17 protein-coding genes are annotated in these 13,321 nt (G+C 68.6%); 6 read left to right on the top strand and 11 right to left on the bottom strand.

Annotated elements, in window-relative coordinates; genetic code table 11:
• The first annotated feature begins 3 nt into the window (after positions 1 to 3).
• Genes AB7878_RS08835 through AB7878_RS08825 form a run of 3 tightly spaced genes read left to right on the top strand, consistent with a single transcriptional unit; the run spans position 4 to position 2,187 of the window.
• Positions 4 to 870 (top strand): ParB/RepB/Spo0J family partition protein, encoded by an 867-nt coding sequence (locus AB7878_RS08835; RefSeq protein ID WP_369494007.1) that lies wholly within the window; start codon positions 4 to 6, stop codon positions 868 to 870.
• A 44-nt stretch (positions 871 to 914) separates the two neighbouring features.
• Positions 915 to 1,430 (top strand): sigma-70 family RNA polymerase sigma factor, encoded by a 516-nt coding sequence (locus AB7878_RS08830; RefSeq protein WP_369494006.1) that lies wholly within the window; start codon positions 915 to 917, stop codon positions 1,428 to 1,430.
• A complete protein-coding gene (locus AB7878_RS08825) occupies positions 1,417 to 2,187 on the top strand; it encodes a DUF3379 family protein (protein WP_369494005.1) in 771 nt (256 codons plus the stop codon). Before AB7878_RS08830 ends, AB7878_RS08825 begins: the two co-directional genes overlap by 14 nt.
• 137 nt (positions 2,188 to 2,324) lie before the next feature.
• Here the strand turns inward: AB7878_RS08825 and AB7878_RS08820 are convergent, their stop codons facing one another.
• From AB7878_RS08820 to bufA1, 5 genes are read right to left on the bottom strand one after another with little or no spacing between them, the layout of a single operon-like run.
• A complete protein-coding gene (locus tag AB7878_RS08820) occupies positions 2,325 to 3,119 on the bottom strand; it encodes a hypothetical protein (protein WP_369494004.1) in 795 nt (264 codons plus the stop codon).
• A 35-nt stretch (positions 3,120 to 3,154) separates the two neighbouring features.
• Entirely contained in the window at positions 3,155 to 3,661 is a 507-nt protein-coding gene (locus tag AB7878_RS08815; protein ID WP_369494003.1) for a DoxX family protein, read from the bottom strand.
• A gap of 31 nt (positions 3,662 to 3,692) precedes the next feature.
• A complete protein-coding gene (locus AB7878_RS08810; RefSeq protein WP_369494002.1) occupies positions 3,693 to 4,478 on the bottom strand; it encodes an HvfC/BufC family peptide modification chaperone in 786 nt (261 codons plus the stop codon).
• The gene (gene bufB / locus AB7878_RS08805) at positions 4,423 to 5,349 is read right to left on the bottom strand and encodes an MNIO family bufferin maturase (RefSeq protein ID WP_369494001.1); all 927 of its coding nucleotides are present in this window, start codon (positions 5,347 to 5,349) and stop codon (positions 4,423 to 4,425) included. Before bufB ends, AB7878_RS08810 begins: the two co-directional genes overlap by 56 nt.
• Before the next feature lie 5 nt (positions 5,350 to 5,354).
• Complete coding sequence (gene bufA1 / locus AB7878_RS08800) at positions 5,355 to 5,663, bottom strand: BufA1 family periplasmic bufferin-type metallophore (protein WP_369494000.1); 309 nt, start codon at positions 5,661 to 5,663, stop codon at positions 5,355 to 5,357.
• Positions 5,664 to 6,009: 346 nt separating this feature from the next.
• Here bufA1 and AB7878_RS08795 point away from each other — a divergent pair, with 346 nt between their 5' ends.
• Together AB7878_RS08795 and AB7878_RS08790 are read left to right on the top strand one after the other, a co-directional pair.
• Positions 6,010 to 6,726, top strand: coding sequence for a glycosyltransferase (locus AB7878_RS08795; protein WP_369493999.1), 717 nt, complete (start codon positions 6,010 to 6,012; stop codon positions 6,724 to 6,726).
• Between the two features lie 67 nt (positions 6,727 to 6,793).
• Positions 6,794 to 7,162, top strand: a complete 369-nt coding sequence (locus AB7878_RS08790; protein ID WP_369493998.1) for a DUF488 domain-containing protein — start codon at positions 6,794 to 6,796, stop codon at positions 7,160 to 7,162.
• Positions 7,163 to 7,276: 114 nt separating this feature from the next.
• On the opposite strand, the gene AB7878_RS08785 is transcribed toward AB7878_RS08790, so the two are convergent.
• Entirely contained in the window at positions 7,277 to 8,212 is a 936-nt protein-coding gene (locus tag AB7878_RS08785; protein ID WP_369493997.1) for a patatin-like phospholipase family protein, read from the bottom strand.
• Positions 8,213 to 8,367: 155 nt separating this feature from the next.
• Here AB7878_RS08785 and AB7878_RS08780 point away from each other — a divergent pair, with 155 nt between their 5' ends.
• Positions 8,368 to 10,134, top strand: a complete 1,767-nt coding sequence (locus AB7878_RS08780) for an SLC13 family permease (RefSeq protein ID WP_369493996.1) — start codon at positions 8,368 to 8,370, stop codon at positions 10,132 to 10,134.
• On the opposite strand, the gene AB7878_RS18540 is transcribed toward AB7878_RS08780, so the two are convergent.
• From AB7878_RS18540 to AB7878_RS08760, 5 genes are all read right to left on the bottom strand, one after another.
• Positions 10,049 to 10,303: a hypothetical protein gene (locus tag AB7878_RS18540; protein ID WP_492614672.1), complete on the bottom strand. Its 255-nt coding sequence runs from the start codon at positions 10,301 to 10,303 to the stop codon at positions 10,049 to 10,051. The two genes, AB7878_RS08780 and AB7878_RS18540, sit on opposite strands and share 86 nt — an antisense overlap.
• 7 nt (positions 10,304 to 10,310) lie before the next feature.
• Complete coding sequence (locus AB7878_RS08775; RefSeq protein WP_369493995.1) at positions 10,311 to 10,604, bottom strand: HigA family addiction module antitoxin; 294 nt, start codon at positions 10,602 to 10,604, stop codon at positions 10,311 to 10,313.
• A complete protein-coding gene (locus AB7878_RS08770) occupies positions 10,604 to 10,774 on the bottom strand; it encodes a type II toxin-antitoxin system RelE/ParE family toxin (RefSeq protein WP_369493994.1) in 171 nt (56 codons plus the stop codon). The genes AB7878_RS08775 and AB7878_RS08770 overlap by 1 nt, the downstream gene beginning before the upstream one ends.
• Positions 10,775 to 10,986: 212 nt before the next feature.
• On the bottom strand, positions 10,987 to 12,057 hold the full coding sequence (gene gnd / locus AB7878_RS08765; RefSeq protein ID WP_369493993.1) for a phosphogluconate dehydrogenase (NAD(+)-dependent, decarboxylating): 1,071 nt from the start codon (positions 12,055 to 12,057) through the stop codon (positions 10,987 to 10,989).
• Positions 11,961 to 13,286, bottom strand: coding sequence for a glucoamylase family protein (locus AB7878_RS08760; protein WP_369493992.1), 1,326 nt, complete (start codon positions 13,284 to 13,286; stop codon positions 11,961 to 11,963). Before AB7878_RS08760 ends, gnd begins: the two co-directional genes overlap by 97 nt.
• Between the last annotated feature and the right edge of the window lie 35 nt (positions 13,287 to 13,321).

Below are 13,321 nucleotides of genomic sequence, written 5' to 3'. Positions count from 1 at the left end.
GGAATGGCTGCTGCAAAGAAACGAGGACTGGGTCGCGGGCTGGATGCGCTGCTCGGCGGCGAAGGCGCCGCCACGCCGGTGCTGGAGCAGGAGGGCGAGTTGCGCATGCTGCCGATCCAGCAGATCCAGCCCGGCAAGTACCAGCCGCGCCGCCACTGGAACGACGAAGCGCTGGACGAGCTGGCCGCCTCGATCAAGGCGCAGGGCCTGATCCAGCCGGTGGTGGTGCGCGCGATCGGCAAGCACCAGTACGAGCTGATCGCCGGCGAGCGCCGCTGGCGCGCCGCCCAGCGCGCGCAGATGAGCGAGATTCCCGCGCTGGTGAAGGACGTGCCGGAAGTCGCGGTGCCCGCGATGGCGCTGATCGAGAACATCCAGCGCCAGGACCTCACCCCGCTGGAAGAGGCCGACGCGATCAAGCGCCTGATCGGGGACTTCGACCTCACCCACCAGCAGGCCGCCGACGCGGTGGGCCGTTCGCGCGCCTCCGTGTCCAACCTGCTGCGCCTCACCGAGATGCCCGAACCGATCAAGCGGCTGCTCGACGACGGCAAGCTGGAGATGGGCCACGCGCGCTGCCTGCTTACGCTGGACGAAACCCTCGCCGTGCCGCTGGCCCGCCAGGCGGTGACCCTGGGCTGGTCGGTGCGCGATCTGGAAGACGCCGCGCGCCGCGCGCAGGCCGCGCCGAAGGGCAAGGCCAAGGGCACGCCGCCGCGCGACCCCAACATCGCCGCGCTGGAACGCGAGCTGGCCGAGCGCTTCGCCACCCGCGTCGAACTCGCCGCCGCCCGCGGCGGCCGCGGCAAGCTGGTGATCCACTACCACAGCAACGACGAGCTCGAAGGCATCCTCGGCAAGATCCGCTGACGATGGCTTGAAAGATGAAACGCCTCGGGCCGGTCTCTCTAGTCGTGAACCCCCGACAGCGACAATTCGAGGCGCTGACCCGCGCGCACGCCGGCGACCTGTACCGCTACGCCTACTGGCTGTGCGGGCAGGACGCGCTGGCCCAGGACTTGGTGCAGGAAACCCTGCTGCGCGCGTGGAAAAGCCTCGACGCGCTGCGCGAGGCCGAGTCCGCCAAGCCCTGGCTGCTCACCATCCTGCGCCGCGAGCACGCGCGCCTGCACGAGCGCAAGCCGCTGGACACTGTCGAGCTGGACGACAATCTCGCCGAGGACGCCGCCTGGGCCAGCCCCGAGCGCCACGGCGACGCCGCCGAACTGCGTGAAGCCATGTCGAGACTGCCGCACAAATACCGCGAACCGCTGCTGCTGCAGGTGCTGGGCGGCATGAGCTGCGAGGAGATCGCCGCCGAACTGGACCAGCAACCCGGCGCGGTGATGACGCAATTGTTTCGCGCGCGGCAGAAGCTGAAATCCATCCTGCAGGGCCGCCGCCCGGAGGTGCAGCATGGACTGCCTTGAATTCCGCCGCCGGCTAGCGGCCGAGCCGCAGTCGCGCGATCCCGAGCTGCTCGCCCACCGCGACAGCTGCGCCGCCTGCACCGCCGCGTGGGAACGCGCCCAGGTGTTCGAGCGCGAACTGCTGGCAGCGCTGGAGGTGCCCGTGCCGGCCGGCCTCGCCGACCGCGTGCTGCTGGCCCAGGCCACCGACGAGCGCCGGCAGCAGCAGGTGCGCCGCCGCCACGTGGCCTTCGCGCTGGCCGCCTCGCTGCTGCTCGCGCTGGGCGTCGGCGGCTACGGCTGGCGCCAGCTCGATGCACGCTCGCTGCCCGCGCTGGCGGTGGCGCACATGCCCGGCGAAATCCACTCGCTCGACCTGAACCAACCCATCAGCGAAGCCGCCATCGCCGCCGGCTTCGCCGTGCGCGGCGTCAGCCTGCGCGGCCCCGCGCCCGCCGACGTCACCTACGTGCACGACTGCCCGGTCGGCCCGTACAAGACCGTGCACCTGGTCAGCCGCATCGACGGCACCCCGGTGGCCGTGCTTTACCTGCCGCACAAGCAGGTAGCGCAAGCCCGCGACTTCCACCGCGACGGCTGGCACGGCCGCATCGTGCCACTCGCTCACGGCACCTTGGTGATGCTCACCGACCGCAGCGGCGCGCCGCACTTCGATGCGGTGGCGCGGGGGTGGCGGGTGGCGATTGATGGGGTGGGTGGGGTGCAAACGGCGGGAAGCGGCGCGGTGGATGAGGAGCCGGGGCGGTTGGCGCCTTGAGGGTGATGGCGTTTCTTCGCATACAGGACCGCGTCAACCGCGAGGCCCTGGCTCGCCGATTGCCTGAGCTGAATTTTGCTGACGACCGGGAAGCGTGATACGAGCACGTGGGGGCGCTCGTTGTTGACTCAAAGCAGTCATTCAAGACTTGAGGGATAAGTCTTCGCAAACTTCCCTCGCGGCTCGGCGGTCCCGGCCAGTTCAGCTGCTGCTAGGAAATCAGCGCACTCTTCGGGCTTGAGGATCGACACGTACTTCTTCAAATTGGCACCCGCCAATGAAACCTTTTGCCATTCCATAGGAATCGTTTTTCCAACAAAACACCGAAACGCAAGGCCGGCAAGCAGAAATCCATGCAACCAGCCTATATTCACCCTGCTGGAAGATGGTTCTGAAACCCAGCCTCTGGCATCAACAGTAGGCGACTTCTCTAATAGTGCGACGGATATTGAAGCCTCGCGAGGGAACTGTGCCTCACCAAGAAGGTATTGCCGAAATGTTGACTCATAGGGTCCTAGCCTGCAGCTGCTAGTCATCACGCTTGCACGCCACACTACACTGGCTGCGAAATACGCTAGGTGATCGCCGTCTTCAACGCGATTCAGGAGCGCCAATACTTTCCTCGGCGTATCGAGTCGCGTGACATGCTTGAAAAGCATGATCTGGTCGTTATCTGGCTTTGTAAGCCTTGCCAAATGATCCTCGCTCTTGGAGAAGAGCTTTTCGCAGCGAGCACAAAGGAGGTGCTTTGTGGTCTGTCTGTTGGTAAGGGCTGCGGTTCCGCCAGAAATATGTATTGGTGCCTTTGGATTTGAAGCATCAACCTCGCAAATCCTGCGATAGGACCATGCCGGGATCAGATGGCTATTCTGCAAATCACCGTGCTTGTGGCAAAGAGCGCAGACGCCCATCATTTTCGTGATATCCACCATCCGGCTGATGGCGTGATTCTATCTGGTGAGCTGCTTTATCGTCCCGCAGCCTGTGGGGCCGATGTGGCATTACGCCGAAATACCCGCTTCACCACCCCATCCACCGATACTCTTCCCGCCCCCAGCGCCACCAAGGCCAGCAGCATCAGCCCCCAGGCCTTGTGGTCGTTGAAGTCGCCGCCGATCAGGCCGGTCCAGAAGCCGTGCGGCCACAGGTCGGGGTACGAGACCACGGCGACGATGTTGTAGACGAACAGCACGGCGGCGACGACGCGGGTGCCGAGGCCCAACGCGAGGAACCACGGCAGCACCAGTTCGGTCCAGGTGGCGAGCGCGGCGGCCAGCGCGGGCGCGAGCAGGGGCACGTGGTATTCGTTGTCGAACAGGTAGGCGGTGCCGCTGGGGTCGGCCCACTTCACGACGCCGGCGCGCCAGAACGCGAGCGCCACGAACACGCGGAACAGCAGCAGGGCGAGCGGGGTGAGCACGGCGAGTTGTGCGGTGAGGCGCGACCAGCGGGCGATGGCGAGGGTAGCGTTCATGTGGACGATTCCTCCGAGGTGAAGTGATGGATCACGCGGCGAGCAGCGCGTGTTCGAGCAGGGGAAGCAGCAGGGTCTCGGGTGCGACCTGTGCATCGATGAGCTGCGCGGCCGCGAGCGCCAGGGCTGGCGATGCCTCGTGCTGCAGCGCGCGCACGAACGCGGCTTGCGCGGGAGCGATCGCGCGCATCGCCACCTGGCCGTCCTCGCGCCACAGCAACACGGATTGCGGGATGGCGGGATCGAGATCGCCGGCTTGCGACGACTGCGCGTAACGCCACAGGTCGAGCACCGCCCAGGCGGAGGACAGCACGCGCATGCAGGGCCGCAGGCGCAGCGCGTGGTCCACATCGGCGAGCGCGGCGATCAGCGCCGCGGCATCGGCGGGCGCCTCGTCCGCGGCCAGCGCGACTTCCTGGCGCAACCATTCCAGCCTCGCCACGTCGCCCAGCCACGGCCATGCCGCGGTTTCCGGCTGCGCGGCGAGGTAGTCGGCGAAATCGGCGCCATAGTCCTGCAGGTTGCCGCTGCGGCTGCCGCGGTACGCGGCGTGGCGGGTGGCGAGGCCGTCGAAGCAGTCGTCGCCGAGCAGGCGCTGCAGCGCGGGGTAGCTGGTGGCCAGGGCGTCGACGTGGATCGCGAGGTTCGCATTGCGGTAGATGCGCAGGCGTGCGGAGGGCGCGATGCCGCGTGCGGCGATCCACGGCTCCAGTGCGGGCGCGGCGCCGTCGACGATGGCGCCGGCGAACGCGCGCTGCAGCTCAGCCAGCGAGGGCGGCGAGACCGGCATGGGCGTGCTCGTCGGGATGGTGTTCATCGAGGCCTCGCTCATCGGGGCGGTGCTGGTCGAGGCAGGCCGTGGCGAGCCGCGCCTCGTCCTCCAGCACGGCGAAGTCGGGCAGGTCCTGGTCCCATTCGATCAAGGTGGGCTGCGCGCCGAGGCGCGCCAGCGTGTAGTCGTACAGCGCCCACACGGCGGGATCGACGCGGCGGTCGTGCGAGTCGATCAGCAGCGGCCCGCCCAAGCCTTGCTTGCGCGTGAAGCCGGCCAGGTGCAGCTCGCCCACCGCGGCGGCGGGGATGCCGGCGATGAAGGCGTGCGCGTCGTAGCCGTGGTTCACGCTGTTGACGTAGACGTTGTTGACGTCGAGCAGCAGGCCGCAGCCACTGCGCTCGGCGAGCGTGGCGAGGAATTCCCACTCGGGCATCGTCGAATGGGTGTAGTGGATGTAGCTGGAGACGTTCTCCACCAGCACGCGGCGGCCCAGCGCGTCCTGCAGCTGCGCCACGCGCGCCACCATCAGGTCCAGCGCCTCGTCGGTGTATGGCAGCGGCAGCAGGTCGTTGTAGTGGCGGCCGCCGATCGCGCCCCAGCACACGTGCTCGGACACCAGCGCGGGCTCGGCGCGACGCATCAGTTCACGCAGCGCGGCGAGGTGCGCGGGGTCCAGCGGATCGGCCGAACCCAGCGACAGGCCCACGCCGTGCAGGCTCACCGGGTAGTCGCGGCGCACGGCGTCGAACGCATCCCACAGCGCGCCGCCGGCGCAGAAAAGGTTTTCGCTGTGCAGTTCGAAGAACGGCACGGCGGGGCGATGTTCCAGCACGTGAGCGACGTGCGCCGGCCGCAGCCCGATCCCGACCTGCGTCGGGATCGGCTGCGCACGCACGGGGCGTGACGGGAACACGGCTATCAGCTCTTCTTCATCATGTCGTCGTGCGACATGGCGGCATGGGCCTGCAGCGAACCGCCATCGATCTTGCCGCACAAGCCGGCCGGCACCGCCACGAAGGCCTGCGGATCGCGTGCCTTGCTGTCCTGGCCGGCGCAGGAATGACCCGGCGACTGGCAGTCGTTCTTCATCGCGGCGTTGACGCCGTAGCACTTCTGGGTGGCCTGCGCGGCCATCTTGTCGGCGGCGTGGGCGGTGCTGGCGGCGCCCAGCGCGCCGGCGGCGAGCAGGCTGAGCAGGGCGGAGCTGAGGATGGTCTGGGCTTGCATGGGTGTCTCCCGTGGATGCCGGAGGATTCCGGCTGCGGTAGATGACCCGGCGGGGGCGGATTTCATTACAGCGGGTTTGCGCCCCCGTTCCGGGCACTGCCCCGGACTCGCCAGTCGTCATCCCGGCGCAGGCCGGGATCCAGTAGCGGCAAGGCCAGCTCAGGCCGCACCGTCACTGGATGACCAGCTTCGCTGTTGTGAAGCTCCTCCGGCCTGCGCCGGAATGACAATTTTTGGAGCTCGCAAGATGCTCGGAGCATTGCCATCCGGCGACCCGTGCCGCGAGGCATTAAACTGCGCTGCCGCCGCGCGTCCGCGGCGCCCGTTTCCGCCGAAGGCCCGCCCCATGCCGCAACTGTCCGTCGTCGTCCCCGTGTTCAACGAGCGCGACAACATCCCGCCGCTGCTCGCCGAGATCGCCGCCGCGCTGCGCGGCCGGGTCGACTACGAGGTGGTCTACGTCGACGACGATTCCAGCGACGACAGCCGCGCCGTGCTCGATGCGCAGAAGGCGCAGCACCCCGAGCTGCGCGTGCTGCACCACGTCACCCGCAGCGGCCAGAGCACGGCGGTGTGGAATGGCGTGCGCGCGGCGCGCGGCACGTGGATCGCCACGCTGGACGGCGACGGCCAGAACGATCCCGCCGACATCCCGAAGCTGCTCGCCGCCCGCGACGGCGCCGCGGCCGAGGTGAAGCTGTTCGCCGGCTGGCGCACCACGCGGCGCGACAGTTTCAACAAGCGCATCTCCTCGAAGATCGCGAACGCGGTGCGCTCGCGCATGCTCAAGGACGCCACCCCCGACACCGGCTGCGGGCTCAAGCTGTTCGACCGCGAGGTGTTCCTGCGCCTGCCCTACTTCGACCACATGCACCGTTACCTGCCCGCGCTGGTGAAGCGCGCCGGCTTCCAGAGCACCAGCGTGCCGGTGGGTCACCGCCCGCGCACCGCCGGTGTCTCCAAGTACGGCATGCTGGACCGCCTGTGGGTGGGCCTCGCCGACCTGCGCGGCGTGGCCTGGCTGATGCGCCGGGGCAAGGTGACCCGCGTCGAGGAGCTCTGATCTGGGTCACGCCTGCGCGACGGCGCGGGCGTATGCTGGAACGCATTCCCCTGCAGGGAGTTGCGTGATGAGCATTGCCGTGAAACGCGTCTACGAGCCGCCGGCGAAGTCCGACGGCTATCGTGTGCTGATCGACCGCCTGTGGCCGCGCGGACTGAAGAAGGAAGACGTGCCGCTGGATTTGTGGGCCAAGGAGCTGGCGCCGTCCACCGCGCTGCGCCAGTGGTTCGACCACGATCCGGCGAAGTGGGAAGGCTTCCGCCAGCGCTACGCGGGCGAGCTGGACAAGCGCACCGAGCACTGGCACCCGCTCGCCGAGCGCGCCGCGAAACATCCCGTCACCCTGCTCTACGGCGCCCGCGACGAGGAGCACAACAACGCGGTGGTGATGAAGGCCTACCTGGAAAACTGGCTGCGCACGCACGGGCCGCGCTGACGCGCATGGCTACCGCTACGGGTAGGAGCGCACCCTGTGCGCGAAAGCTCTGGCGTTGATCGAAGCAGAAGCATTCGCGCACAGGGTGCGCTCCTACGGGCCATCCGCGCCGGGTCACGTCAGCGGCGTGGCGCCGCGCGGCCAGTGCGCCAGCGCCTCGCGCGCGGCCAGCCGGCCCAGCTCGATCAGCTCGCGGGCGCGGTAGAACTCGTAGGGGCTGGCCATGTTGCGCGGCAGCTGGATCAGGAGATCCGGCTCGTAGGCGGCGAGGCGCAGCCGCGCCAGGTTCGCCTGCATCAGGTCCATCGCCTGGGTGAGCAGCTCGAGCGCGCCGGGCTCGCGCGTCGCGTCGCCGTTGCCGCCGTGCGGCATCAGCCGACCGATGAAGGCACCGATGCGCTGGCGGTAGCCGGGCGCGTCGGCGGTTTCCTCGCCGGCCGGCGGGGGCGGCGAGGGTTCGGTGGCCGCGCCGTCCACGCTCACCGCGATCAGGTAGTCCGCCGGTTCGCGGATCAGCGGCGTCACCGGCACCGGGTTGAGCAGGGCGCCGTCCACCAGCCGGCGACCGTCGATGTGATGCGGGCGGAACACGGTGGGGATCGCGATCGAGGCACGGATTGCATCGAACAGCGGGCCGCGCGACAGCCACACCTCGCGCTCGCGGTCGAGGTCCACCGCCACCGCGGTGAACGCCAGCGGCAGCTCCTCGATCAGCGCGTCGCCGATCAGCCCGCGCAGCGTGCCGATGATCTTCTCGCCCTTGATCAAGCCGCCGCCGGAGAAGGTCCAGTCCACCATCCGCAGCACGTCGAACTTCGCCAGCGCGCTGACCCAGTCGCGGTAGACGTCCAGCTTGCCCGTCGCGTGGATGCCGCCGATCAGCGCGCCCATCGAGCTGCCGGCGATCGCGGTGATGCGGTAACCCTGCGCCTCCAGCTCCTCGATCACGCCGATGTGCGCCAGGCCCTTGGCGCCGCCCGAGCCCAGTGCCAGCGCCACGGTGGGCTGGCGGCGCGTGTCGGCGGCTGCGAGGGGGAGCGGCGCATTCATCCGCGCATTCTGCGCCGGATCGGGGTGAATGCACCGTGCGCGGTTTGCGGCTGCGCCGCCGTCGCGTAGCATGAAGGTGGAACCGCCACCAGGGTGAGACCGATGCAGACAGCACGCGGGGCGTCGTCGCCGACCGCGCCAGCCGGAGCCGCCGCATGAGCTGGCAGGCCTGGGCGGTGGTCGCCGTGATCGCGGTGGCGATGGCGCTGTTCGCCAGCGAGAAGCTGCGCATCGACCTGGTGGCGCTGCTGGTGCTGGCCGCGCTGGTGGTGCTGGGCATCGTCAGCCCCAGCGAGGCGCTGTCCGGCTTCAGCAACGAGGCCACGGTGACGGTGGCGGCGATGTTCGCGCTTTCCATCGGCATCGAGCGCTCGGGCGTGCTGGAGCCGCTGAGCCGGCTGTTGATGCGCATCCGCAAGCCGTGGCTGCTCACGCTGGCCCTGATGCTGGCGATCGCGCCGATGGGCGCGTTCGTGAAGAACATCGCGCTGGTCGCCACCTTCCTGCCGCTGGCGCTGCGCGTGTGCCAGCGCACCGGCACCTCGCCGGCGCGGGTGCTGATGCCGATGGCCTATGCCGCGCAGATGGGCGGCGTGTGCACCCTGATCGGCACCTCCTCCAACCTGCTCGCCGATTCGCTGGCGCAGCAGCATGGCCTGCCCGCCTTCGGTGTGTTCGAGTTCACCGGCATGGGCGCGCTGCTGGCGGTGGCCGGCATGCTTTACCTGATGCTGGTGGGGCGCTGGCTGCTGCCGCGCCACATCGACGCCGACGAGATCGAGGAGGTGGAGATCGGCAAGTACGTCACCGAGCTCGCGCTCACCGCGTCTTCGCCGCTGCTGGGCAAGAGCATCGGCGAGGCGCAACTGGGCGAGCGCTACGGCGTGTATCCGCTGGAGCTGCTGCGCGGCGAGCGGCGCATGTGGTCGCCGCGCTCGCAGCAGATGGAGGAAGGCGACGTGCTGCTGGTGCGCGGCGACTGGGAGAAGATCGAGGAGTTCCAGCGTCGCGCCCACCTGCACAACGTGCCGGAAAGCCGCTACGTGCGCGACCCCGACCATCCGCGCGTGCTGGCCGAGATCATGGTGGCGCCGGCCAGCCTCGCCGAAGGCCGCCGGCTGGCCGAGACCGATCTCGGCCGCCGCCCCGACGCGGTGGTGCTGGCGATCCACCGCCGCGGCCAGGTGCTGCGCGACAAGCTCAGCGACGTCAGCCTCGCGGTGGGCGACGTGCTGCTGGTGCTGGTCGACGAGGGCAGCATGCCGCAGCTGCGCGGCGACGACGCCTTCATCGTGCTCAGCGAGCGCGACGACGCGCGGCGCATGTCGCGCAAGGCGATCGTGGCCGCGGCGATCATGGCCGGCGTGGTGGTGGTCTCCGGCCTGCGCTGGCTGCCGATCCCGGTGGCGGCGATCTGCGGCGCGGCGGCGATGGCGCTCACCGGCTGCTTCGGCCGCAAGGACGTCTACGAGGGCATGGACTGGAAGATCATCATCCTGCTCGGCGCGATCCTGCCGCTGGGCACCGCGATCGAGAAGACCGGCCTGTCGCAGGAAGTGGTGCAGGCGGGCCTCAGCCTGATCGGCAACCACGGCCCGCTGGCCGCGCTCGTGATGGTGTACCTGCTTACCGCCCTGCTCACCGAGCTGATGGGCCACAACCCCTCGGTGGTGCTGATGGTCGGCATCGCCGCCAGCGTGGCGCACGCCGTGCACGCCGACCCGCGCCCGTTCGTGGTGGCCGTGGCCTTCGCCGCCGCCACCTCGTTCGCCACACCCGTCGGTTATCCCACCAACACCATGGTGTATTACGCCGGCGGCTACCGCTTCACCGACTTCATGAAGGTGGGCATCCCGCTGATCGCGCTGTTCTGCGCGCTGTCGATGTGGCTGATCCCGAAGTTCTGGCCGTTTTATCCCTGAGCTTGCGGGGGTCAGGCGCCACTGGCGGCGGCAATTCGTTGGTTGTGCCCCATGACGCCAGCCAGGCATGAACGACTTCTCCCGGGATGACCTCACCTCGGGCGATCGATCGCGAGACCTCGAGTGTTCCTTCAGGATCGGGTTGCGCGGGCGTCGCGATGGTGTCCATGGTGCTCTCAGGCTGCAGCCAGCTTGAGTTTGCCGACGCCTTGCAGGTCGACGTGCTGGCGCGCGAGCCACAGATCGTGCATGCCCTGCATGGCCAGCCAGCTCTCCGGGCTGCGGCCGAGCGCCTTGGAAAGGCGCAGCGCCATTTCGGGAGTAAGACGGCTGGAACCGTTGAGGACACGACTCAGCGTGGACGGTGCAACACCGAGCTTTTCGGCGAGTTCGCGGCCGCTGATGTCGTTGGGCTCAAGGTAGACGCCGGTGATGAACTCACCGGGGTGAGGCGGGTTGTGCATGTTCATCAGTGGTAGTCCTCGTAGTCCAGCACGTAGGCGTTGCCTTCCCTGAACTCGAAGGTGATACGCCAGTTGCCGTTGACGTTGATCGACCAGCGGCCCTTCATGGAGCCTTTCAGCGGGTGGAGCCGGAAACCGGGAATATCCATGTCCTCGATGGCCTTGGCGGTGTCCAAGGCCACAGAGTTGCAAGCGCAGCCGTTTGGCGTGGCTTGCCTGGACACCGGATGCGTTCCCTGTCTCGAAGAGACGACGCAGCCCCTTGTGTCGAAAGGACTCGATCATGCCGACACCGTAGCATGTTGCGTATCACGCAACAAGGCGACGTTGTGCCCGGGCACGTCAAACGAGCCCGCAGGCAGCGCAAAGACGAGGCAGGGTGGACGACCTACTTCGCCTCGCTCTTGATCGCATGCCCGCCGAACTCGTTGCGCATCGCCGAGAGCAGCTTGTCGGAGAACGATTCGGTGTCGCGCGAGCGCAGGCGTTCGATCAGCGAGGCGGTGATGATGGGGGCGGGCACGTCGAGGTCGATCGCCTCGTCCACGGTCCAGCGGCCTTCGCCGGAATCGACCACGTAGGGCGCGATGCCGTCCATCGAGGGATTCTTGCCCAGCGCGTCGGTGGTGAGGTCGAGCAGCCAGGAGCGCACCACGCTGCCGTAGCGCCAGATCTCGCCGACCTGGTGCAGGTCGAGGCCGAATTCCTTCTTGTGCGCGAGGATGGAGAAGCCTTCGGCGTAGGCCTGCATCAGGCCGTATTCGATGCCGTTGTGGACCATCTTGGTGAAGTGGCCGGAACCCACCGGGCCGACGCGGCCCCAGCCCTGGTCCGCGGCGGGCGCCAGCGTCTCGAAGATGGGCTTGAGCGCCGCGACGGTTTTTTCGTCGCCGCCCACCATCATGCTGTAGCCCTCCTTGAGGCCCCAGATGCCGCCGCTGGTGCCGGAGTCCACGTAGCCGAGGCCGTGTTCGGCGTACAGTGCGGCGCGGCGCAGCGTGTCCTTGTAGTTGGAATTGCCGCCGTCGATCACGGTGTCGCCCTTGGCTAGCAGCGGCAGCAGCGCGTTGACGGTGTCGTCGGTGATCTTGCCCGCGGGCACCATCAGCCACAGCACGCGCGGCGCGGGCAGCGCCTTGACCAGCGCCGCCAGCGAGTCGGCGCCGCCAATGCCCTTGGCCGCCACCGCCTGGCGCGCGTCGGCGCTGGGGTCGTAGCCGGTAACCTTGTGGCCGCCTTGCACCAGCCGCTCCGCCATGTAGGCGCCCATCTTGCCCAGCCCGACCATGCCCAGTTCCATCGCCTTGCTCCACGTGTATTGAAGGGATGCGGCGGCGCGTTGTGCGCGCCCACCGCGGGATTTCAGGATCGCTTGCCCTGCGCGTCCAGCCAGCCGCCGCTGAAGCCGGCGGCGCGCAGGCCGTCCACGATATACCGGCAGCTGCGCAAGAGCTTCCACAGCAGGCCGCTGCGCTGGTTCTCGACCATCAGCAGGATCGGCCCGGTGTTGATGCCGAAGAAGTACGGCGAGACCCAGCCGCAGGCCGCGTCGCCGCCCCAGCTGGGGTTGAAGCTGGCCTCGAAGCCGTAGGGGTGCTTGTCGTGCAGCGCCAGCGTGTGGATGAAGTAGTGCAGCGTGGGTAGCACGATCTCGGGTGCGAACGGCAGCGAGGCCACCACCGCCCATGGCGACAGCGTGCCGTCGTCGATGCCCCACGGCGCGCCGCGACCCACGTAGCCGTAGAACTGGCGTGCGACGCCATCGACGGTGCGGGTGGTTTCGCCGGGACCGTCGCTGGCGGTGATGCCCCAGCACTCCGCGCCGTAGCCCTTGAAGCCCAGCGGGTTGTCGACCGCGTAGCGCTGCTGCACCAGGCTGGCGCGCCGGCTGTTCTCGAAGTAGTCGATGCCCTTGCCGCGCATGAAGGCGTCCCGGATGCCGCGGAAGTCGATCCACACGTGCGACAGCTGGTGGGTGAACAGCGGCCCGCAGTAGAGGTAGTCGAGGTCGTAGGCGTGCTTCCACTCGTAGGTGGAGGCCCAGGCCGCGAACGCGGCGGGCGGCAGCGCGTGCGTGGGCGAGCCCAGCGCCAGCGTATACAGCAGCAGGCCTTCGTCGTAGCCCTGCCACTGGTGCGGGATGAAACCGCTCTCCGGGTGCCAGCCGTGGCCGATGGTGCCGTCCGCGGCTTGCGCCCAGGCCCAGTCGGCGCGGCGGTAGAGCAGGTCGGCCAGTTCGCGGATCTCGCGCTGCTCCGGCGTGTCGGCGCGGAAGTACGCCGCCGCGGTGAGCATGCCGGCGAACAGGAAGGCGCTGTCCACGGTGGATAGCTCGCATTGCCATGCGCGCTTGCCGCTCTGCATGTCGAGGAAGTGGTAGTAGAAGCCGCGATACCCCGTGGCGTCGGGTGCCTCGCCCTGCACGCTGTCGCGGAAGAAGCGCAGCGTGGCCAGGGTGCGTGCGATCGCGCTGCGCTCGGCCAGCAGGCCGCGCTCCACCGCCACCGGATACGCGCTGAGCGCCATGCCGGTGGCGGCGATGCTGGCGGGCCAGTCGGGCGCGGTCTTGTCCGCCACCAGGCCGTTGTGCGGATTCGTCTCGTACTGGAAATACGCCCAGGCCTTGTTCTGCAGATGCTGCAGCTGCGGGCCGGATTCCAGCGGAGGATGCGAAGTGATGGTGGGCATGCGCGGACGTGGCGGAATGTTCGCCAGCCAGCGTG

It is taken from the genome of Rhodanobacter humi, assembly GCF_041107455.1.
Taxonomy (GTDB): Bacteria; Pseudomonadota; Gammaproteobacteria; order Xanthomonadales; family Rhodanobacteraceae; genus Rhodanobacter_A.
The sequence above is the reverse complement of the archived record's forward strand: the minus strand, read 5'-3'. Positions and strand labels throughout refer to the sequence as shown.